This window comes from Bradyrhizobium sp., from assembly GCF_028868675.1.
Lineage (GTDB): Bacteria > Pseudomonadota > Alphaproteobacteria > Rhizobiales > Xanthobacteraceae > Bradyrhizobium.
Genome location: NZ_JAGWUA010000006.1, coordinates 1 through 21,663 on the forward strand (window position 1 = coordinate 1; position 21,663 = coordinate 21,663).

Annotated in this window: 21 protein-coding genes; 10 read left to right on the forward strand and 11 right to left on the reverse strand. The window is 65.9% G+C overall.

All coding sequences use genetic code 11. From position 1 onward, the window contains the following. Positions 1-526 (forward strand): hypothetical protein (locus KGM94_RS01635; protein ID WP_300254199.1); only part of this gene is annotated, 526 nt, incomplete at its 5' end. Positions 527-535: 9 nt separating this feature from the next. Here KGM94_RS01635 and KGM94_RS01640 read toward each other — a convergent pair. Together KGM94_RS01640 and KGM94_RS01645 are read right to left on the reverse strand one after the other, a co-directional pair. Beyond that, positions 536-2,167 (reverse strand): MASE4 domain-containing protein, encoded by a 1,632-nt coding sequence (locus tag KGM94_RS01640; RefSeq protein ID WP_300254201.1) that lies wholly within the window; start codon positions 2,165-2,167, stop codon positions 536-538. Between the two features lie 6 nt (positions 2,168-2,173). Continuing rightward, positions 2,174-2,836, reverse strand: a complete 663-nt coding sequence (locus KGM94_RS01645) for a response regulator (protein WP_366526204.1) — start codon at positions 2,834-2,836, stop codon at positions 2,174-2,176. Positions 2,837-3,208: 372 nt separating this feature from the next. Between KGM94_RS01645 and KGM94_RS01650 the strand changes: the two genes are divergently transcribed. Both KGM94_RS01650 and KGM94_RS01655 read left to right on the forward strand, forming a co-directional pair. Beyond that, positions 3,209-4,156, forward strand: coding sequence for an AraC family transcriptional regulator (locus tag KGM94_RS01650; RefSeq protein WP_300254203.1), 948 nt, complete (start codon positions 3,209-3,211; stop codon positions 4,154-4,156). Positions 4,157-4,284: 128 nt separating this feature from the next. Further along, positions 4,285-5,232, forward strand: a complete 948-nt coding sequence (locus KGM94_RS01655) for a metallophosphoesterase (RefSeq protein WP_300254204.1) — start codon at positions 4,285-4,287, stop codon at positions 5,230-5,232. A gap of 4 nt (positions 5,233-5,236) precedes the next feature. On the opposite strand, the gene KGM94_RS01660 is transcribed toward KGM94_RS01655, so the two are convergent. Both KGM94_RS01660 and KGM94_RS01665 read right to left on the reverse strand, forming a co-directional pair. Further along, entirely contained in the window at positions 5,237-5,725 is a 489-nt protein-coding gene (locus KGM94_RS01660) for a CDP-archaeol synthase (protein ID WP_300254205.1), read from the reverse strand. A 55-nt stretch (positions 5,726-5,780) separates the two neighbouring features. Continuing rightward, complete coding sequence (locus KGM94_RS01665; RefSeq protein ID WP_300254206.1) at positions 5,781-6,569, reverse strand: hypothetical protein; 789 nt, start codon at positions 6,567-6,569, stop codon at positions 5,781-5,783. Between the two features lie 246 nt (positions 6,570-6,815). Here KGM94_RS01665 and KGM94_RS01670 point away from each other — a divergent pair, with 246 nt between their 5' ends. Continuing rightward, positions 6,816-7,712 (forward strand): crotonase/enoyl-CoA hydratase family protein, encoded by an 897-nt coding sequence (locus tag KGM94_RS01670; RefSeq protein ID WP_300254207.1) that lies wholly within the window; start codon positions 6,816-6,818, stop codon positions 7,710-7,712. 227 nt (positions 7,713-7,939) lie between these two features. Further along, entirely contained in the window at positions 7,940-9,643 is a 1,704-nt protein-coding gene (locus tag KGM94_RS01675; RefSeq protein ID WP_300254209.1) for a cache domain-containing protein, read from the forward strand. 25 nt (positions 9,644-9,668) lie between these two features. Here KGM94_RS01675 and gor read toward each other — a convergent pair whose 3' ends face one another. From gor to rpiA, 3 genes are read right to left on the reverse strand one after another with little or no spacing between them, the layout of a single operon-like run. After that, entirely contained in the window at positions 9,669-11,057 is a 1,389-nt protein-coding gene (gor, locus tag KGM94_RS01680) for a glutathione-disulfide reductase (protein ID WP_300254211.1), read from the reverse strand. Positions 11,058-11,097: 40 nt separating this feature from the next. Next, the gene (locus KGM94_RS01685) at positions 11,098-11,610 is read right to left on the reverse strand and encodes a DUF2059 domain-containing protein (protein ID WP_300254213.1); all 513 of its coding nucleotides are present in this window, start codon (positions 11,608-11,610) and stop codon (positions 11,098-11,100) included. A 20-nt stretch (positions 11,611-11,630) separates the two neighbouring features. Then, positions 11,631-12,329, reverse strand: a complete 699-nt coding sequence (gene rpiA, locus KGM94_RS01690) for a ribose-5-phosphate isomerase RpiA (protein ID WP_300254214.1) — start codon at positions 12,327-12,329, stop codon at positions 11,631-11,633. A gap of 141 nt (positions 12,330-12,470) precedes the next feature. Here rpiA and KGM94_RS01695 point away from each other — a divergent pair, with 141 nt between their 5' ends. The 5 genes from KGM94_RS01695 (at position 12,471) to KGM94_RS01715 (ending at position 17,347) form a co-directional block, all read left to right on the forward strand. Beyond that, on the forward strand, positions 12,471-13,145 hold the full coding sequence (locus KGM94_RS01695) for an HAD-IA family hydrolase (protein ID WP_300254216.1): 675 nt from the start codon (positions 12,471-12,473) through the stop codon (positions 13,143-13,145). 158 nt (positions 13,146-13,303) lie between these two features. Continuing rightward, on the forward strand, positions 13,304-13,795 hold the full coding sequence (locus tag KGM94_RS01700) for a hypothetical protein (protein ID WP_300254218.1): 492 nt from the start codon (positions 13,304-13,306) through the stop codon (positions 13,793-13,795). A 103-nt stretch (positions 13,796-13,898) separates the two neighbouring features. Further along, positions 13,899-14,921 (forward strand): GTP 3',8-cyclase MoaA, encoded by a 1,023-nt coding sequence (gene moaA / locus KGM94_RS01705; protein WP_300254220.1) that lies wholly within the window; start codon positions 13,899-13,901, stop codon positions 14,919-14,921. A gap of 288 nt (positions 14,922-15,209) precedes the next feature. Continuing rightward, complete coding sequence (locus KGM94_RS01710; RefSeq protein WP_300254221.1) at positions 15,210-15,749, forward strand: TRAP transporter small permease subunit; 540 nt, start codon at positions 15,210-15,212, stop codon at positions 15,747-15,749. Next, entirely contained in the window at positions 15,746-17,347 is a 1,602-nt protein-coding gene (locus KGM94_RS01715; protein WP_300254223.1) for a TRAP transporter large permease subunit, read from the forward strand. Before KGM94_RS01710 ends, KGM94_RS01715 begins: the two co-directional genes overlap by 4 nt. Before the next feature lie 94 nt (positions 17,348-17,441). Here the strand turns inward: KGM94_RS01715 and KGM94_RS01720 are convergent, their stop codons facing one another. The 4 genes from KGM94_RS01720 to KGM94_RS01735 all read right to left on the reverse strand — a co-directional run bounded on the left by KGM94_RS01720 (position 17,442) and on the right by KGM94_RS01735 (position 21,599). Beyond that, a complete protein-coding gene (locus KGM94_RS01720) occupies positions 17,442-18,530 on the reverse strand; it encodes a TRAP transporter substrate-binding protein (RefSeq protein WP_300254224.1) in 1,089 nt (362 codons plus the stop codon). Positions 18,531-18,698: 168 nt separating this feature from the next. Next, positions 18,699-19,787 (reverse strand): TRAP transporter substrate-binding protein, encoded by a 1,089-nt coding sequence (locus tag KGM94_RS01725; RefSeq protein WP_300254226.1) that lies wholly within the window; start codon positions 19,785-19,787, stop codon positions 18,699-18,701. Positions 19,788-19,991: 204 nt separating this feature from the next. Beyond that, entirely contained in the window at positions 19,992-21,110 is a 1,119-nt protein-coding gene (locus tag KGM94_RS01730; RefSeq protein WP_300254227.1) for an Mrp/NBP35 family ATP-binding protein, read from the reverse strand. 54 nt (positions 21,111-21,164) lie between these two features. Next, complete coding sequence (locus KGM94_RS01735; RefSeq protein WP_300254228.1) at positions 21,165-21,599, reverse strand: VOC family protein; 435 nt, start codon at positions 21,597-21,599, stop codon at positions 21,165-21,167. Positions 21,600-21,663 lie beyond the last annotated feature (64 nt).

The window sequence follows — 21,663 nt, forward strand, 5'->3', positions numbered from 1 at the left end:
CTTCGCCGTCCGCCACGTCTATCGTGCCACGTCAGCCAATCGAAAACGGCGCATGCGCATCCGTCTCCTCATCCCGGCTCTCGTCGTGCTTCTGGCCGGATCGGTCGCCGCCCAGCACAGCCATCACGGCCACATGGACCACGGCGCTGGGGCGGCCGACACGCGCGAGTTCGTCAGCTTTCCTCCGGAACTCGTCGTGCACACCATGGCCAACATGCGCGACCACCTCCTGGCGCTCCAGGAGATCAGTGACTCCTTGGCGAACGATCAGCCGGACAAGGCCGCAAGAATCGCCGAGCAGCGTCTGGGCATGAGTTCACTGCCACTGCACGGCGCCGACGAGGTCGCCGCGTTCATGCCGAAGGGCATGCAGGACGCCGGCACCACCATGCATCGCGCGGCGAGCCGCTTCGCCATTGAGGCGCAAAATGTGGGCGTCACCGGCGAGCTCAAGCCCGCGCTGGGCGCGCTGGCCGAGGTCATGCGCGCCTGCGCCGGTTGTCACGCCGGCTATCGGCTGAAATAGCCGCAACCGCTAACCGCGACGCGCGATCAGCGGTCGCCCCGGCAGCATGATCTCGAATTGCGCGCCGCCCTCCGGAGCGGGCGAGGCCGAGAGCTGCCCGCCGTGCCGCTCGACGATCATGCGGCAGATCGCAAGTCCCAACCCGATGCCGTGAGACTTGGTCGTGACGAAGGCATCGAAGATGCCGGCGAGCTTCGCCGGCTCGATTCCGGGACCGGTGTCGATGACCTTGATCGCGATCCCGTCAGGCTCGCGCCGCTCGGTCTTCACTCGCAGCATCCGCGGTCCATCTTCGTGCCCGGCCATTGCTTCGATCGCGTTGCGAACGAGGTTGAGGAGCACTTCCTGCAACTGTCCGGGATGCACGATGACCGAAGGATCGCCGGCCGTCAGCTCGGTGCGCACCGCGATGCGGTGCTCGGCGAGTTCGCCCTGCAGTGCATCGAGCACGCCGATCACCATCGCGTTGACGTCGACCGGAATCCGCTCCTCGTCCGAGGCCCGGAACAGATCGCGGATGTTGTCGAAGATCTGGCTGGCGCGGTGCCCGTCGCTGACGATCTTGTTGAGCGCCGTGCGGGCCTTGTCGAGGTCGGGCGGCGCATGCGCGAGGAAGCGCAGCGCCGTGCTTCCGCGCATCACGATCGCCGCCAGCGGTTGCTTCACCTCGTGCGAGATCGAGGCCACCACGGCCTCCAGGTTCATCAGCTTGTTGTCGCGCTCGCGGCTCAGCATCATGTTGGTGCGCGCAAGGCGCGTATAGAGCCCGGTCGTCTCGACCAGCAGGATCACCAGCACGATGGTCGAGGTGGCGAGCGAGAGCACGCGGCTGAAATAGAAGCCGAGGCTGAAGCGGACCAGAGTCAGCGCGAGTTCGCCGACCAGCGCGCAGGCGACCACCATCAGCCACAGATCGAGAACGGAGCGCCGGCGCAGCCAGAGGGAGACGAGCGCGACCGCACAGAGCAGGAGGTCGAAGGTGGGAGCGAAACTGCCGAGCCGCGTGAGGCCCGAGGCACTCACGAACAGATGGGGCAGATACGCATCGCCCCCGATGGCGAGCCAGACCAGCGCGGTCACCGCCGCAACCGTGATCGCGACACACCAGGTGATCGCAGACTTGATCGACGCGTGGACCTTGCGCTGGCCGTCCTTCATCCACGCATAGACGGTGAGGACCGTGGGAAAGCCGGAGTGCCAGAAGATATAGAGCCATGCCGTGGTCTGCAGACCCGCGCCGAGCAGCCCCGTCGGCGAGAACGCGCCCGGAAACGTCAGCGCATGGGGCACGACGATCAGCGCGGTGAAGAGATATCCCCCCGACAGCACCAGGAGCGCGCGCGAGCGCGAGATCGAGAATTGCGCGAACAGCAGGATCGCGGTGACGAGGTCGGTGACGAGGATGGTCGCGTTGAGAAAGGGAATGAAGGCCGCGAATTGCGGCAGCGGCGTCGCCGCGATCGGCGCCACACAGGCGACCGCCGCCGCGAGGAGAGCAACCGCGCCGAGCGCGATGCGCTTCTCGAGCGCGGTCGGCTCCAGATCGATCAGTTCGACGCTGGCGCCGGACCTTTCGTCGAGCGTGACCGGACCGACCTCGGATTCGCCGCTCGCGTGCTTGGGGTCGGCGCGGCCCGGCATGCCTGCCTACGCGCCGCGGGAGAGCCAGAGGCGGACGAGATCCGGCAATCCCCTTGCGTTCGTCTTTTCCATGATGTGGGCGCGATGGAATTCCACGGTGCGCGGGCTGATGCCGAGGCGCACGGCGATCTCCTTATTGGACTCGCCGGCCACCACATGCTCGAACACCTCGATCTCCCGTGCCGTCAGCTTCTGGAGGCCGTGGCGCGCTTCGCCGTCTTCCGCTCCAGCGCCGTTCGCACCGGGGCGCAGCGCCGTCTCGACCGCGTCGAGCAGCGTGTCGGCGTCGAAAGGCTTTTCCAGGAAGTCGGCGGCGCCGGCCTTCATCGCCGCCACGGCCATCCTGACGTCGCCGTGCCCCGTGATCAGGATCAGCGGCAGCGCGGACCCGGCGGAGCGCAGGTGGCGCAACAGCGTGAGCCCGTCCATGCCCGGCATCCGCACGTCGCTGACGATGCAGCCGGGCTCCAGACCGGGGCCCCGCGCCAGCAGGTCCTCCGCCTTCGGGTAGGCGCGAACGGTGTACCCGGCCTCCTCCAGGAGTTCGACCAGCGATTCCCGCATCGGCCGGTCGTCCTCCACGACATGCACGCACCCGGGCAAAGCGCCGTCCCCCTGCGAATCGACGCAGCATACCGCCTCATCTCCCCCGGGCTTGATCGAGATCAATTATCCAAGCCGAAGCTCGGAATTCGGCAGCCGGACCCCCGTAAATCTACTAGCTGGGGATCGCCCGAGTTACCCAGGGACGGCACCCGACGTAGGGATTTGATGGCAGAATTGCCGACTTGCCTGGACCGGCGGCGCCGAGCCCGTGCTGTCATTTCGGGCCATATGTTGCTTTCCGGCGCAGTCTCCCAAGTGACTGCCAACAAGAAGACTGTTCGATCGCACGACCTTGCCGGGCGCATTGAAGAGCCGAAGCGAAATATCCCCCCGGTGTTCGCTTCAGACGATACGGCGCGCGGTGCCGCCACCGCGCGTCGACTTCTTCCGAGGCCGTGGCAGCTGCTCGAACCCGCGACACCATAGGACACGAAGATGCCCGCCCGCTGGCTGAAGCCATCGCGAATCCTGAGCACCGAGCACTACTACGATGCCGACGCATACCGCGCCCATGAGGTCCTCGGCGGCGGCACCTCGACTGCGCTGCGGCCGCGCGAGTTTTGCGTATCGCGCGCCATTCTCCCGCTTCAGGACGGCATCTTCGTGCTGCAGCGCTCCTTCGCCCGGCATCTCGAAGCGGATCTCGGAACCGATCAGGGTGTCGGCCTGTTCATTCCCATCGCGTTCCACTGCAACATCAACGGCCACGATGCCGATAATTCGACCATCGGGCTGATGCGCGGCCGGACTCCGGCCAAGGTGATCGAGCAGCATCCGAACACGTATCTGATGCTGCGCTTCAACTCCGACATGCGCCATCGCGGCTGGCTCGACGACGACGAGGCGCTGCACCTCGTCCGGGCCCCGACCGAAAGCATCCAGAGCCTGCGCGCAGCGATCCTGGACATGTTCAGCCTGGCCTCGGCATGCGACGACCCACGGCAGTTCGAGACGCTCAACCGGCCGATCCAGGAAAGGTTCGTCGCCGCCCTCGACGACGCCCTGGTCCCCGACGGCGCGCACCGGGCGCGCCCCGGATCCTACGACAGGCACCGCCGGCTGGTCGACCGGCTGGACGAGCAGGTGACGCTACTCGGCGGCACGCCGCTCTACAGCGAGGATCTCGCGCAGGCGCTCGGCGTTTCCGTCCGCACGCTGCAATCGGCGACGCGGACCGTCCACGGCGTCAGCCTGCATCACTATCTCCGGCTCAAGCGACTGTGGTCGGCGCGCAAGCAACTCACCACCGGGAGCACGGGCCTCACCGTCAAGGCCGCCGCGCTCGGCAACGGCTTCTGCCACATGGGCGACTTCTCGAAGGACTACAGATCGGCGTTCGGGGAGATGCCTTCGGAGACGCTGGCGCGAGGCCGGCATCTCTAGCCCCCGCGCCTACCCTCCATTCGGTTGTTGCGCTTCCAGATCAGACGTCATACCTCTGCCGAAGCCCGTCGCGGCCCACCCGCGGCTTGCGTCACCGACGCCAGCCGCCGCGTGGAAAGGAATTGGCGGTGGACGCAACCGAACTCTCCGTCGTGAATCGCCTGGAAAACCGGCTCGGGCGGCTGCATGCACGACAGCGGCTGGGCATCGAGGCCGACCACGAGGCGCAAATCTTCGGCCAGGGCCTCAACTTCTTCCACATCGAGAACTGGTATTCGGTTCACTCCGTCATCCGCACCGCCTTCAGGTTCTCCGGCCTCTATCGGCGCGGACTGAAGAACGCGGCCGACGTGCAGGTCAGAACCACCGACCTCGCGTTCGCGGCCCTACCAAAAGCCTTCGACGGCTTCACCCTGCTGCACATCAGCGACCTGCATGTCGACATGAACGCGCCGGCGATGCGGCGCCTGGCGGAGCTGTTGCCTGCGCTCGCCTACGACGTCTGCGTGCTCACCGGCGACTTCCGCGGCGCGACCTACGGACCGTTCGACGCCGCGCTCGACGGCATGAAGGCAATCTGCGCGCTGCTGACGTCGTCGGTCTACGGCGTGCTCGGCAATCACGACACGATTCGGCTGGTCCCCGGCCTGGAAGATCTCGGCGTCCGCATGCTGCTGAACGAATGCACGGCGCTGACGCGGGGCGATGAGCGCATTCATCTCTGCGGCATCGACGACGCGCATTTCTATCGCGTCGACAACATCGAGAAGGCCGCGGCCGACATTCCGCCGGAGAGCTTCACCATCCTGTTGTCGCACACGCCGGAGATCTACCGCCATGCCGCGCATGCCGGCTTCGACCTCCTGCTCAGCGGCCACACCCATGGCGGCCAGATCTGCCTGCCGGGCCCGGTCCCGATCACGCTGGACTCGGCGCTGCCGCGGCGGTTCGGATCGGGGCTGTGGCGATATCACGACATGGTCGGATACACCTCGGTCGGCGTCGGATCCTCGGTGGTGCCGATCCGCCTCAACTGTCCGCCCGAGATCGCGCTGCACCGGCTGCATTGCGCCTGAGGCCTCAATAGGGCCGGTCGCGAATGTGCATCCAGAACAACAGGCGCGAGGCCAGGATCTCGCCGACGAGGAAGATGCCGACCGCCACGGCGACATCGATCGCCGTCAACGACAGGTCCCGCCAGCACAACAGCGCCGGGATCAGCGATTCCGGAATTTGATCGAGACCGGTGGCGCGGCTGCTCAGCGCAAAGCCGAGCCGGCGCTTGATGAAGCTCGACAGCAGGTCTCCGGCCATCGCGCCGGCGCCGATCGCAAACCCCGTGCCGGGCGTCAGACCAAGCAGCGGCGCCGCAAGGCTTGCCGCCGCAACCGCGGACACGAAGCCGCGCAGCGTCTTGGAAGCGCCGAACAGCGGTCGACCGTCGACAAAGGTCGCGCCGCCATCGAGCGGCCGGGCCAGACGCTCGCCCAGCAGACGCTTGGCAATCACCGGCATGCCGTTGGCCACCGCGAGGAGCACGAGCAGCTTGAGGATGACGGCGGTCTGCATGCCAGGCAGGTCCATTCTTCGTTGGACCCGTCTAGTAACATAACCCGCCGCGAGGTCAGCCCCTGCCTTGCTTCAGGCCAAGCTCGCCGCGCGGGTGCCGACCGGCACGCTGCGGAATGAGAAACAGGCACGCAATGATGAAGATCGCGATCGCCGCAGATGCCAACGGACGACTCCAGGCCAGGCCGCCCTGGCCGACGGGTTTGTCGAGGAAATCGCCGACGGTCGCGCCCAGCGGGCGAGTCAGGATGAACGCCGCCCAGAACAGGGCGACCCGCGACGCATTGGTCCAGGCATAGAGCCCCGCGACCACCGCCAGCGCGGCCAGGAAGATGAGCGCGCCGCCGCGATAGCCAATGTCGCCGGTATCCGCGATCCAGTCGCCGAGCGCCGTGCCCAGCGTTTGCGAGAATGTGATCGCGGTCCAGTAGTAGGCCTCGACCCTCGGCGTGTTGACGGTATCGACCGCAATGGTTCCCTCAGTTGCGTACCAGAGGGCCAGGATCGTCATCAGGCAGATCAGCAGCAGCGTCGATCCGCCGGCATATCCGACGCCCAGAGAGCGGTCGGCGAAATCGGCCATCGTCGTCCCGAAGGTGGTCGAAGCCACGATGGTCGCCCAGTAGAGGGCCGGGTGGAATGTGCGGGCGGCGATCTGGACGGCGACGAGCGCGATCAGCGCAACCAGGAACAGGCCCGTGCCGGCCAGATAACCCCAGTTCAACGTCATCGTGACCGTGTCGCCGCCGGTTTCTCCCAACGTGGTGGCAGCGATCTTGATGACCCAGAAGCCGAGGGACACCTCCGGCACCTTGGTGGCGTACCGGTCGTCATGGCCGTCCATGCGGGAATCCCCCTTCGCAAGAGGCAACCGGTCTCAACCGCTGTCCAGGTCGGGAGTTCGCTCACGCCGCTCAACAACGCGTGTACGAGCCTGGGGCACGAGCTCCGTACCGCGTCTGCCTGGAAGGGGACTCCCGCCGTGATCTCGGCTTTGCGGGTGCGTCAATGACGCTTGTCGCTCTCCGCCTTGCCAGCCGGGCCGATACCGTCAACATTGACCGCGAGAAACCAGCCGGGAGAACCAGGGATGCCAAGCTTTTCGACGCTGACGATCGAGCCGGACCCCGCCGCGCCGCGCGTGGCCCGCCTGCTCCTGAACCGGCCGGAGCGGCTCAACGCGATCAACGACCAGACGCCGCGCGAGATCCGCGCCGCCGTGGAATGGGCTGAGAAGAACGACGACATCCACGTCATCATCGTCGAGGGCGCGGGCAAGGGCTTTTGCGGCGGCTACGATCTCGTCGGCTATGCCGAGAGCACCGCCGACCGGCCCTGCCAGCAGGAGAGCTTCCCCTGGGATCCGCTCGTCGACTACGCCGCGATGAAGCGCAACACCGAGGACTTCATGAGCCTGTGGCGCTGCCCGAAGCCGACGATCGCCCGCATCCACGGCCACGCGGTCGCCGGCGGCAGCGACATCGCGCTGTGCTGCGATCTCATCGTGATGGCCGACGATGCCCGCATCGGCTACATGCCGACGCGGGTGTGGGGATGCCCGACCACGGCGATGTGGACGTTTCGCCTCGGCCCGACGCGCGCCAAGCAGCTGATGTTCACCGGCGACGTGATCGACGGCCGCACCGCGGCCGACTGGGGACTTGCGAACCTCGCGGTGCCCGCGAGCGAGCTCGACGCCGCCACCATGAAGCTCGCGCAGCGCATCGCCGGCGTGCCCAGGAGCCACCTCGCGATGCACAAGATGGTCGTCAACCAGGTGATGCTGACCATGGGGCTGGAACAGACCCAGATGCTGGCGACCGTGTTCGACGGCATCTCGCGCCACAATCCGGAAGGGCTGTGGTTCCGCCGCTATGCGCAGCACCACGGTTTCAAGGCGGCGGTCGAATGGCGCGACAGCGGCCGGCCGATTCCCGAGGGCGACGAGGCACGCGCCGAGATCCGCCGCCTCGACGGCGCATCCTGAAAGGGCACCGCGACGATGGAGGCCGCAACCGCGGCCGGCGGTAACGGAAGGCTCCGGGACCGGCGGGCCATCCGTATATCTACTGACTCGAAATTTAACTTGGATTGAAGGCGCGGGCCATAGGTCTCACGGGGACGAGGACTCATCGACCGAAGATGATCGGAGATGACGTTCCCGGTTGAGCCGATGTCCGCGATTTCACAAGGATGATTTCACGAGGATTGACAATGTCGTTTGCAATGCTGCGCCGGTTCAACATGACCATCAGCCGGAAACTCTATGCACTCATTGCCCTCTGTTTCGCGGGTCTTCTGGGAATTGCGACCCTCGATTCGCGCGAGCTGGCGTCGAGCCTGAAGCAACAGAAGCAGATCGAGTTGCAGCATCTCGCGGACCTTGCCCTCAGCATCGTCAAGGAGGAATACGCAGCCTCCCAGAAGGGCGACATCGCGGTCGCCGACGCGCAGAAGCGGGCGCAGGAGCGGGTCAAGGCGCTTCGCTACGGCAACAACGACTATTTCGTCATCCAGAACATCGACGGCGTGGTGCTGATGCATCCGGTCGCGCCGCAGCAGGTCGGCCGGGACGTGACCGCGATCAAGGACGCGAACGGGAAAGCCTTCCTGGCCGAAGTGACGAATCAGGTGAAGCAGAAGGGCAGCGGCTTCGTCGACTTCTACTGGCCGCGGCCGGGATCCGACAAGCCGCAGCCGAAGCTCTCCTACATGGTCGGGTTCACGCCGTGGAATTGGGGCATCATGGACGGCGTCTATGTGGACGACCTGGACGCCCAGGTCTGGGCCTCGGCGCAGCGCTCCATGATCGTGGCCGGGCTGGTGCTGGTGCTGACGCTCGCGGTGTCGATGCTCGTCGCCCGGGGCATCACCAAGCCGCTGCAGCGCATGACGGGTGCGATGAAGGAGCTCGCGGGCGGCAAGCTCGATGTCGAAGTGCCCGGCATCGGCCGGCGCGACGAGGTCGGCGAGATGGCCGAGGCCGTCGAGGTCTTCAAGAGCAATGCGGTCGCCCGCCAGGGTCTCGAGGCCGAGCGGAAGGAGGCGGAAAGCCGTGCGACCGCCCGGCGCAGGGCGGACATGCACAAGGTGGCCGACGACTTCGAAGCCGCGATCGGCGGAATCGTCGAGGCGGTGTCTTCGGCCTCGTCTCAGCTCGAGCTGTCGGCCGGCACGCTCACCTCCACCGCCGAACGCGCGAAGGAGGTCACGACCGCCGTGGCCGCAGCATCCGAGGAAGCCTCGACCAACGTGCAGTCGGTGGCCTCGGCTACGGAAGAAATGGCATCATCGGTCAACGAGATCAGCCGCCAGGTGCAGGAATCGGCGCGGATGGCGAACGAGGCGGTCGACCAGGCCCGGACCACCAACGATCGCGTCAGCGAACTGTCGAAGGCCGCCGCCCGCATCGGCGACGTGGTCGAATTGATCAACACCATCGCCGGGCAGACCAATCTCCTGGCGCTGAACGCCACCATCGAGGCGGCCCGCGCCGGCGAAGCCGGCCGCGGCTTCGCCGTGGTGGCGTCCGAGGTCAAGGCGCTCGCGGAGCAGACCGCCAAGGCGACCGGCGAGATCGGCCAGCAGATCACCGGCATTCAGTCCGCAACCCAGGACTCCGTGAACGCCATCAAGGAAATCAGCGGCACCATCGAAAAGCTGTCCGAGATCTCCGCGGTGATCGCCGCGGCGGTGGAGGAACAGGGGGCGGCGACGCAGGAAATTTCCCGCAACGTGCAGCAGGCAGCCCACGGCACCACCCTCGTCTCGTCCAACATCGCCGACGTGCAGCGCGGCGCCGGCGAGACCGGCTCCGCCTCGGCGCAGGTGCTATCGGCCGCACAATCGCTGTCCGGCGACAGCAATCGCCTCAAGCTCGAAGTCGGCAAGTTCCTGGGTACGGTTCGCACCGCCTAGTCCAGGGCCGGATACGCGCGGACCGCTACTCCGCAGCCTCTCGCACGTGACGCGCGGTCGGCGTGCGCATGGTGACGAGCTCTTCCGCGGCCGTCGGATGCAGCGCGATGGTCGCGTCGAAGTCGGCCTTGGTCGCCTTCATCTTCACGGCGATCGCGACCGCCTGGACGATCTCGGCGGCAGCGTCGCCGACGATGTGGCAGCCGAGCACGCGGTCGGAGGCGCCGTCGACCACGAGCTTCATCAGCACGCTTGTGTCGCGCCCCGACATCGTCGCCTTGATGGGGCGGAACGTCGCCTTGTAGACGTCGACGCGGCTGAACTGCGCCCGCGCCTGCGTCTCGGTCAGACCGACGGTGCCGACCTCCGGCTGCGAGAACACCGCGGTCGGGATGTCGGCGTGATCGACCCTGACCTCGCGCTTGCCGAACACGGTGTCGGCGAAGGCGTGGCCCTCGCGGATCGCGACCGGGGTGAGGTTGAAGCGATGGGTAACGTCGCCGATCGCGTAGATGCTGTCGACCGAGCTCTTCGAGAATCCGTCGACCGCGATGCCGCCGTTCTTCGGATTGATGGCGACACCCGCCTTCTCCAGACCGAGATTGGCGACGTTGGGATGGCGGCCGATCGCGAACATCACCTGGTCGGAGGCGACGCTGGAGCCGTTCGACAGATGCGTGGTGAATTCATCGCCATGACGCTCGACGCGGTCCACCGTGCAGCCGGTCAGAACCGTGATGCCGTTCTTCTCCATCTCGTCGCGGACATGGGCGCGGACGTCGTCGTCGAAGCCGCGCAGGATGTTGTCGCCGCGATAGATCACGGTGACGTCCGAGCCGAAGCCGGCGAAGATGCCGGCGAACTCCAGCGCGATGTAGCCGCCGCCCTGGATCACGATGCGCCGCGGCAGCCTTTCCAGGTGAAACGCCTCGTTCGACGAGATCACGTGCTCGATGCCGGGGATCGCGGCGCCGTGGTTGGGCGCACCGCCGGTCGCGATCAGGATGTATCCGGCCCTGACCGTCTGCCCGTCCTTGACGAGGCGCACGGTGTGGGCGTCCTCGATCACCGCGCGGCTCTTGAGGATGCGCGCGCCGGACTTTTCGACATTGGCGGTGTAGGCCGCCTCCAGTCGCGCGATCTCCTTGTCCTTGTTGGCGACCAGCGTCGGCCAGTCGAAGGTCGCCGACGGGATCGTCCAGCCGAAACCCACAGCGTCCTCGATCTCGTGGCGGACATGCGAGCCGATCACGAACAGCTTCTTCGGGACGCAGCCGCGGATCACGCAAGTACCGCCCATGCGGTACTCTTCCGCGATCATCACGCGCGCGCCGTGGCCGGCCGCGATGCGGGCGGCGCGCACGCCGCCCGAGCCGCCGCCGATGACGAAGAGGTCGACGTCGAATTCAGCCATGCTCCACCTCGACCTCTCGCGCGGCGTCGGACCGTGTTCGTCAGATTTCCTTGCCGCGCTTGCGCATCTCTGCGCGGAAGGCGCCCATCACGGTCTCGGTGAAGTTCTGCGCCCAAGAATTGAGGTACTGCATGCTGAGCCCGATGGCCTTGGGCTCGTTGTTGATCAGCTTCTGGCCGAGCGGCGACTTGTAGAAGGTCACGAGATCCTTGAGCTCCTGCTCGGTGAACTCGCTGGCATAGACCTGGGCCATGCCCTCGCCGATCTCGCTTTCACGGCCGGAGAGCTGCTTCGCGACGATCGGCGCGACCTCGTTCAGATCCTTCTGGTAGTTGAGGTTCTGCTGGATCAGCGTGACCTTGGTCTTCTCCACCATGCCCGGCACGGCGTTGGCGTACATCGCGCTGGCGTTCTTCAGCGTCAGGATCTCCTTGGCCGCCGCGATCGCCGCCGGAGACGGCTTCGGAGGCTGCTGCGCGGCCGCAGGCAGGGCGCCGAGAACCAGTCCCAGCGCGAGGCCGGCGGCGGGCAACATCTTCAATACGCTCTTCATTCCTAGTCTCCTTTGGCGGCTCACCGCCGTTCAACCACGCGGATTCCCTCGCCCCCCGCCAGAACGGCCGAGCTGGCCAAGCCGATGAACAGCCCGTGCTCAACCACGCCGGGGATCGCACCGAGCGCCCTGGCGAGCCGCGCGGGATCCTCGATCCGGCCGAGATGGGCATCGGCGATCCAGTGGCCCCCGTCGGTGACGAAAACGTGGCCGTCCCTGGACTTGCGGAGCGCCATTTGCCCGGAAACGCCGCATTCTGCAAATGCCTTGTCCATCGCCCGCCGGGTCGCGCCGAGCCCGAAGGGGATCACCTCCACCGGCAGCGGAAAGCGGCCGAGGGTTGCGACCCATTTGGTGTCGTCGGCGATCACGATCATGCGATCGGACGCCGCCGCCACGATCTTCTCGCGCAGCAGCGCGCCGCCCCCACCCTTGATGAGGTTGAGCGCGGGATCGATCTCGTCGGCGCCGTCGACGGTGAGATCCAGGCGGTCAATCTCGTCCAGCGTGGTCAGCGGCACACCGCAGCGCGCGGCGTCCGCGCGGGTCGCCTCCGAGGTCGGCACCCCGATCACCTTCAGCCCGGCGCGCACGCGCTCGCCCAGGAGCTCGACGAAATGCCTGGCGGTCGAGCCGGTACCGAGCCCGAGCTGCATGCCGTCGCGCACCTCTTCCAGGGCGCGCGCCGCGGCCTGTCGCTTCAACTGGTCCATGTTCACGTTGAACTCGTCCTCAATATCCCGCCGGATGACGTGTCAGGCGGCCTGTCTAGCCTCGATTTGCCGCCGGGAACAGGCCCATAAGCCGATCTTATGGCGCCTCCGCTTGCGCAAGCGCGGCCGGCCCGATAGCGCTTGGTCATGACATCTGCCCACACGATCGTGTTCGATCTGGACGGCACGCTGGTCGATACCGCGCCCGACCTGATCAATGCCCTCAACCACGTCCTGGACCGCGAGGGCCTGCCGCCCGTGCCGCTGCAATCGGCCCGCAACATGATCGGCGCCGGCGCCCGCAAGCTGATCGAGCGCGGGCTGGAGGCCGAGGGCCGCGTCGCCGGGATCGAGGACATCGCCCGGATGACCGCGGATTTCATCGATTATTATGCCGAGCACATCGCCGACGAATCCCGCCCCTTCGAAGGGCTCGAAACGGCGCTCGACCGTCTGGCGGCCCGCGGTCATCAGTTCGCGGTCTGCACCAACAAGCTGGAATGGCTGTCCAAGCGCCTGCTCGACCGGCTCGACCTGAGCCGCCGGTTTGCCGCGATCTGCGGCGCCGACACGTTCGGCGTGCAGAAGCCGGACCCGGCCATCCTGCGCGAGACGGTCGCCCGCGCCGGCGGGCAATTGGCCACCAGCATCATGGTCGGGGATGCCGGAACCGACGTCGGCGTCGCCCGCCGGGCCGGCGTTCCCGTCATCGGAGTCGGCTTCGGCTATACGGACGTCCCGATCGCCGAGCTCAGGCCGGACCGCCTGATCCACCATATGCGGGACCTGCCGGACGCCGTGAGCAGCCTGACGGCGGCTTGAACCTTCTTGCAACATATTGACGTTGCAGTGAATCTCACTTCCTCACTGCGTTAACCATCAATTAACTATGTGACCCCGGCTGATTGCGCGGCCGGACCTTCACACCTATGGTCAACCCCCTGGGATTGTGGCAGTTCGCCGCAGTAAGGTGGATGATCATGCGTCGTGTGATCGCGATTGCCGTTGCGGGAATGAGTCTGGCGGGGTGTTCCTCGGTTTCGTGGGACATGTTCAAGTCGACGCCGCCCACCGTCCAGATCCAGCTCGATTCCACGCCGCCGGGCGCTGAGGCCCACACGTCGCTCGGGCCGGGCTGCAAGACCCCCTGCTCGGTCACGGTGCCGCTGCCCGATGCGTCGTTCTCGGTCAGCTACACCCTCGCCAAGCACCTGCCGGCCACGGTTCCGGTGAACGTGCTGAGGCACCCCGGCGACTTCACGACCCCGGCGAGCGTCACCACCGATCCGAACCCGGTGTTCGCGGAACTGCAGCCGGCGCCGCCGCCGAAGCCGGTGAAGAAGCCGCATCGTCCGAAGAGGCCGAAACCGGCGGCGGCCGCCCCGGCGGCCTCGCCGTTCCCCGACCCCAACGCGGCTCCGCCGCCGCCGGCCGCGGGTCCCGCACCCGCAGCCCCCACACCCAAGCGCTGACGGTGCGGCGCACGATTGTCCGCCCCGCGAGGGATGCTTAGATTGCCTTTCACGCGTTCTTGCCGCACAGAGTGCGGTGATTGCCAGTGACAAGGCCTGCTGAATGAACGGATCCCTCTCCCCGCCGTCCAGTCCGATGATCGACCCGTTCGGCCGGACCATCACCTATCTGCGGGTGTCGGTCACCGACCGCTGCGATCTGCGCTGCTTCTACTGCATGTCGGAAGACATGACGTTCCTGCCCAAGGCGGACCTGTTGACGCTCGAGGAACTCGACCGGCTCTGCTCGGCCTTCATCGCCAAGGGCGTGAAGAAGCTGCGCCTGACCGGCGGCGAGCCTCTGGTCCGCCGCAACGTGATGTCGCTGGTGCGCTCGCTGTCGCGCCATCTGGCGAGCGGCGCACTCGGCGAATTGACGCTGACGACCAACGGCACGCAGCTGTCGCGCCACGCCGCCGAACTCGCCGACTGCGGCGTCCGGCGCATCAACGTCTCGCTCGACACGCTCGATCCGCAAAAATTTCGCGACATCACCCGCTGGGGCGAACTCGACAAGGTCCTGGAGGGCATCGAGGCCGCACGGGCGGCGGGGCTTGCCGTGAAGATCAATGCGGTGGCGCTCAAGGGCCTCAACGAGGACGAACTCCCGTCGCTGATGCGGTGGGCCCATGGCAAGGGCATGGCGCTGACGCTGATCGAGGTGATGCCGATGGGCGAGGTCGGCACCGGCCGCCTCGACCAGTACGTGCCGCTGTCGCTGATCCGCGCCCGGCTCGCCCAGCAGTTCACCTTGACCGACCTCGAGGAGACCACCGGCGGACCGGCGCGCTATGCCAGCGTCGGCGAAACCGGCGGCAAGCTCGGCTTCATCACGCCGATGACCCATAATTTCTGCGAGTCCTGCAACCGGGTGCGCATCACCTGCACGGGAACGCTGCACACCTGCCTCGGCCACGAGGATGCCTCCGATTTGCGCAAACCCCTGCGCGCATCGGCGGACGATGCGCTACTTTCGGCTGCGATCGATCGCGCCATCGGGCTGAAGCCGAAGGGGCACGACTTCATCATCGACCGCAGGCACAACCGCCCGAGCGTCAGCCGGCACATGAGCGTGACCGGGGGCTGACTCGCGCGACGCGGCCGCCAACTAAGCTGCTGACGCCGCGTCAATTTGTCCATTTTCCGATTGACGGCGCCGCAGCCCGCTGAAATGGTGCATCCGCCTTTGCATGCACGGCAACATAAGCCGGCGCGCCCCGATGGTCGCGTTCAAGACGGCAAGGCGCGAGGGGAGGAGAGTCGCTGCAATCGCTTCGGACAACGAGCCGCAAGGGTCGCGTGCATCACGTGCGCCGGCCGGGCGATGCGCGCAAACGCGCCCCAACGAACCACGGTCGCGGCGGAGAACAATAAGATGCGTCCATTGCTGGCGGTGAGCAACGCCATCGATCTCCTCAACGAGAAGATCGGCTACGTCTGCAATCTGCTCGTGCTGCTGGCGTGCCTGGTCAGTGCGGCCAACGCCATGATCCGCTATGCCTTCAGCTACTCGTCCAACGGCTGGCTCGAGCTGCAATGGTACATGTTCGCAATCCTCGTGATGTTCGGCTCCTCCTACACCTTCAAGCGCAACGAGCATGTGCGCGTCGAAATCTTCTACCTGATGCTGTCCGAGCGCGGGCAGCTCTGGCTCGACCTGATCGGCACCCTGTTCTTCCTGATTCCCGCCTGCCTGCTGCTTTCCTATCTGTCGTGGCCGTTCTTCATGCAGTCCTATGACGTCGGCGAAATGAGCGGCAACGCCGGCGGCCTGGTTCGCTGGCCGATCAAGTTCGTCATCCCCGCAGGGTTCGTGATGCTGGCGCTGCAGGGCCTCTCCGAAGTGATCAAGCGTATCGCGGCTCTCAACGGCTATGTGACGATCGACGCCAAGTACGAGAGGCCGACGCAATGATTACGCTGGAAATGATGCCGCCGCTGATGTTCGGCGGCCTGGTTCTGGCGATGCTGATCGGCTATCCCGTCGCCTTCACTCTGGCGGCGCTCGGCCTGTCGTTCGGCTTCCTCGCCATCGACCTCGGATTCTTCGACCTCAACTTCCTGCAGGCCATTCCGGGCCGCGTGTTCGGCAGCGTGCTCGCCAACGAGCTCCTGCTCGCCATTCCCTTCTTCACCTTCATGGGATCGGTGCTGGAACGCTGCGGACTTGCGGAGGACATGCTCGATTCCATGGGCCAGTTGTTCGGCCCGATCCGCGGCGGCCTCGGCTACTCCGTCATCATCGTCGGTTTCATCCTCGGCGCGATCACCGGCACGGTCGCCGCCCAGGTCATCGCCATGGCGCTGATCTCGATGCCGGTGATGATCCGCTACGGCTACAACATCCGCTACATCACCGGCGTGCTGGCCGCCTCCGGCACCATCACCCAACTCGTGCCCCCCTCGCTCGTCCTGATCGTGCTCGCCGACCAACTCGGCAAGTCGGTCGGCGACATGTATCTCGGCGCCTGGGGCCCCTCGATCTTCCAGATCGTGCTGTTCGCCAGCTACACCTTCGTGCTCGGCATCATCAAGCCGCACCACGTGCCCGCCGTTCCGAAGGAGGCGCGCACACTGACCGGCTGGCCGCTGTGGAAGAAGTGCCTGATGGGCATCATTCCCTCCGCGGTCCTGATCTTCGTCGTGCTCGGCACCATGATGCTCGGGCTCGCGACCCCGACCGAAGCCGGCGCGATGGGCGCAGTCGGCGCGATCGTGCTCGCGGCGATCCATCACAAGGACTTCTCGACGACCGGTCAAAAAATTCTGATCGCCGGCATCATCGCGGCGGGTATCGGCGTGATCGTCGCCATGCTCTACAGCGAGAACATCGTCTTCAAGATCGCGTTCGCGATCACCTATCTCGCGGTGACGTGGATCTGCATCGAGGCGGCGCGCATCCCGGACCTCCGCGACCTGATCAAGCAGGGCTACGAGACGACCATGCGCATCACCTGCATGGTCACCTTCATCCTGATCGGCTCGACCTGCTTCTCGATCGTGTTCCTCGGCTGCAACGGCGGCGTCTGGCTCGAGCACCTGCTCACGTCGCTGCCCGGCGGCGCCTGGGGCTTCCTGATCTTCATCAACATCTTCATCTTCTTCGTCGCGTTCTTCCTCGACTTCTTCGAGATCGCCTTCATCATCCTGCCGATGATCGCGCCGATCGCGCAGAAGGTGCTGGCTCCCGTCGTCGGCCCGGACGCTGCCCTGATCTGGTTCGGCGTGATGCTCTGCGTGAACATGCAGACCTCGTTCCTGCATCCGCCGTTCGGCTTCGCGCTGTTCTATCTCCGCGGCGTGGCGCCGCGCTCGGTGAAGAGCTCCGACATCTATTGGGGCGCGGTCCCCTGGATCGGACTGCAGATGATCATGGTGCTGCTCGTGATCGCCATCCCCTCCGTGGTCACGGGCCTGCTCGACAAGCCGCTCAACGTCGACCTCGACAAGGTCAAGATCGAGGTGCCGCAGATCGAGCTGCCGCCGCTCGACCTCGGGCCGCCCAAGCAGTAGCGGCGAGCGCACACACACAGAAAACCCCGGAGCGGATGCCGCTTCCGGGGTTCTGCTTTGCCGCGCAGCCGCGGTTGCGATCAGCCCTTCCCGCTCACCCCTGCGAGTGACGCGCCATGAAGACGTCGTAGCCGACCTCGGCGACCTGGAACCACTGGTAGCCGTCGTTGGAGAACTTGGTCAGGCTTTCATAGACCTTCTTGAAGTTGGGATTGGTCGCGCTGACCTCGCTGTGCAGCTCCTTCGCCGCCTTGAAGCAGGCGTCCATGATCGGCGGCGAGAAGGCGTGCAGCTTGGTGCCGGCGGCGAGCAGCTTCTTCAGCGCCATCGGGTTGGCCTGGTCGTAGCGCGCCATCATGTAGTTGTTGGCGTAGTGGCCGGCCTGCTCCAGCACGCTCTGATAATACTTCGGCAGCGCATTCCACTTGTCCAGGTTGACGTAGGCGAGCAGCATCGGTCCGCCTTCCCACCAGCCGGGATAGTAGTAGTGCGGCGCGATCTTGTAGAAGCCGAGCTTCTCGTCGTCGTAGGGACCGACCCACTCGGCCGCGTCGATGGTGCCCTTCTCCAGCGCCGGATAGATGTCGCCGCCGGCGAGTTGCTGCGGCACCACGCCGAGCTTCTGCATTACGCGGCCGGCGAAGCCGCCGATGCGGAATTTCATGCCCTTGAGGTCGTCGACCGAGTTGACCTCCTTGCGGAACCAGCCGCCCATCTGGCAGCCGGTGTTGCCGGCCAACAGCGAGATGACGTTGTAGCTCTTGTAGAACTCGTTGAGCACGTCGCGTCCGCCGCCCTGCACGTACCAGGCCTGGTTGATGCGCTGGTTCGGACCGAACGGCACCGACGAGCCGAAGGTGAAGGTCGGGTCCTTGCCGAAATAATAGTAGGACGCGGTGTGGCCGATCTCGCAGGTGGCGTTCTGCACGGCATCGAGCACCTGCAGACCGGGCACGATCTCGCCGGCCGCAAAGGGCTGTATCTGGAACTTGTTGTCGGTCGCTTCGCCGACCATCTTGCACATCATCTCGGCGCCGCCATACAGCGTATCGAGCGACTTGGGCCAGCTCGTCGGCATCCGCCATTTGATCTCGGGCATCGACTGCGCGATGGCCGGCGCGGCGAGCGTTGCGCTGCCCGCGGCGGCAAGCCCTGTGGCCTTGAGGAAGTCTCTTCTTTTCATGTTTTCCTACCCTGTGGATTGTGACGCGAAAAACCTTCTTGGCGAGGCTTGGCGTCAAGCATGGAACATCCGGTTCCCGATTGCCATATGGCCCGGGGCTGCGGACATAAAAAAACCCGGCCTCGCGAGAGGCCGGGCTTTCCGATCTTAGACTTTAGGCTGACGCGATCAGCCGCGGGTGCGCGAGCGGATCATGAAGCTGTCGTAGGTGTATTCGGCGACCTGCCACCACAGATATTCGTCGGAGCGGTAGGCCTGCATGGTGTCGATCGACTTCTTGAAGTCGGCGTTCTTGGCCGAAATCTCCGCCCACAATTCGTTGGTCGCCTTCAGGCAGGCTTCGAGCACCTCGTTGGTGAAGGGCCGAAGCTGGGTGCCGCCGGCCACCAGACGCTTCAGCGCGGCCGGATTCACCATGTCGTAGCGCGCGGCCATCCAGGTGTTGGCGTTGATGGTCGCGTTGGTGAGGATCGCCTGGTAGTTCTTCGGCAGCGAATTCCACTTGTCCAGGTTGACGAAGGCATGGACGGTCGGGCCGCCTTCCCAGAAGCCCGGGTAGTAGTAGTACTTGGCGACCTTGGCAAAGCCGAGCTTCTCGTCGTCATAGGGGCCGACCCACTCGGCGGCGTCGATGGTGCCCTTCTCCAGCGCCGGATAGATGTCGCCGCCGGCGAGCTGCTGCGGCACCACGCCGACCTTCTGCAGGACCTGGCCGGCGATGCCGCCGATGCGGAATTTCAGGCCGGAGAGATCGGCAACCGTCTTGATCTCCTTGCGGAACCAGCCGCCCATCTGGGTGCCGGTGTTGCCGCAGGGGAAGCCGATCACGTTCGACTTCTTGAAGAACTCGTTGGCGAGCTCGTTGCCGCCGCCGGCATAGAGCCAGGAGTTCTGCTGGCGGGCATTGAGGCCGAACGGCACCGAGGCGTAGATCGCGAAGGTCGGATCCTTGCCGACATAGTAGTACGAGACGGTGTGGCTCATCTCGACCGTGCCGTTGGAGGTCGCATCCAGCGCCTGCAGGCCGGGGGCGACTTCACCAGCGGCGAAGACCTGGATCTGGAACTTGTTGTCGGTCATTTCGGCGACGTATTTCGCCACCTGTTCGGCACCGCCATAGATGGTGTCGAGCGATTTCGGGAAGCTCGACGTCAGCCGCCACTTGATCTCGGGCGAGGACTGCGCAATCGCCGGCGAGGCCACCGCGGTCGCCGCCGCGCCCGCTGCCGACACTTTCAAGAAATCACGACGCTTCATCTTAAGGTCTCTCCTTGCTGGGGCGTTTCCCCTAACTCTTGCTTTTAACTCTTTGCTGCCGCTCGGTCCGGCGATGCGATGAACCATCCGCGTCGAACCGTAGGCGCTTGACCGCCGGGGGCCTTTAACACGGAAGTCCCCGTGGCGGAACGCAACATTGGCATGACGGGACCGTACGAAAGTCGCATGGCTGCGCCGGCCCGCTCAAGCCGCGGAAATCACGCCCTTGAGCTGGTCGCGGACGCGGCCGGCGATGGCGCGGTAGATCGCCGCATGGGGCCCGTCCGGCTCGCTTTCGACCACCGGGTTTCCGGCGTCGGACGTGCTGCGAATCGCCATGTGCAGGGGGATCTCGCCCAGGAACGGTACCCCGAGCCGCTCGGCCTCGTGCCGGGCGCCGCCATGGCCGAAGATGTCCGACCGGGTGCCGCAATTCGGGCACTGGAAGTAGCTCATGTTCTCGACGATGCCGAGCACCGGCACGTTCACCTTCTGGAACATGGCAAGGCCCCGCCGCGCGTCGATCAGGGACAGATCCTGCGGGGTCGAGATGATGACAGCGCCCTTCAGCGGCACGTTCTGCGCCAGCGTGAGCTGCGCGTCGCCCGTGCCCGGCGGCATGTCCACGACCAGCACGTCGAGCTTGCCCCAGTCGACGTCGCGCAGCATCTGCGTCACCGCCGACATCACCATCGGACCGCGCCAGATCATCGCGGTCTCCTCCTCCACGAGGAAGCCGATCGACATGATGGCGAGGCCGAAGCGCTTCAACGGAATCATCTTTCGCTCGCTGTTCAGCTCGGGCTTGTCGCGCAGGCCCGTCAGCCGCGGCACCGAGGGACCGTAGATGTCGGCATCCAGAAGCCCGACCTTCAGTCCGAGATCGCGCAGGCCGAGCGCCAGGTTGAGCGCGGTGGTCGACTTGCCGACACCGCCCTTGCCGGAGGCGACCGCGATGATGGCGGCAACGCCGGGAAGCTCCGCCTGCCGCGCCATCGGCGAGGCGCCGCCATGCGGCGGCCGATGGGCCGCGGCCGGCTTGACCCCGCCGCCACTGCCGGCGGGAGCCGCACCCGGCTTGCGCTCGGCGGTCAGCGCCACCATGGCCGTGCTCACGCCGGGAATGGCGCGCACCGCAGCCTCGGCCGCGGCGCGGACGCTTTCCCACGCCCGCGCCTCGGTGGCATCGACGTTGATCGAGAAGAACACCTTGCCGTCGTTGACGGTGACCGCACTCAGCACGTTGGCGTTGCTGAGTGCGACCCCGCGCGGGGACTTGACCTTGGCAAGGGTGTCGAGAACCTGTTGTTGTGTCACACTCAAAGCGCATCTCCTGAAGATTTCGATGCGACCCATAGAGCGGAAACGCGCAAAAGGCTACCGTCTCGCCATATCGTCCGCCATCTCGGCCGGCGCCGCCCCCTTTTCCTGGGCCGCATCATAATTCAGCTCGATCATCACCCCGTTGGGGTCGTTGACGAAGATCTGCCAGAGCGCGCCGCCGGGCACCTGGCGCGCCTCATACGTCATGCCCCTGGACTTCAGCCGCTGCGCCATGCCGTCGAAACCGCTGCTGACGAAGGCGACGTGATGGACAACGCCGGAATCCGGCTTTTGCGCCTCGTCGGTTCCGGAAATGTCGACGAGATGCACCACCGCCTTGCCCTCGCTGTACATCCAGGCCCCCGGGAACGCAAAGTTCGGCCGGGCGCCCTTCTCGAGCCCCAGCACATCCTCATAGAAGCGAACCGTCTCGGCCAGTTTCCGGGTCCTGATGTTGAAATGATCCAGGACGCCCACGCTCACTCCCATGCTCCTCACTCCCTTTTTTGTGTCTTGTCCCGCGATCCTAGCATACGGGGCGGCGAAACGAAGC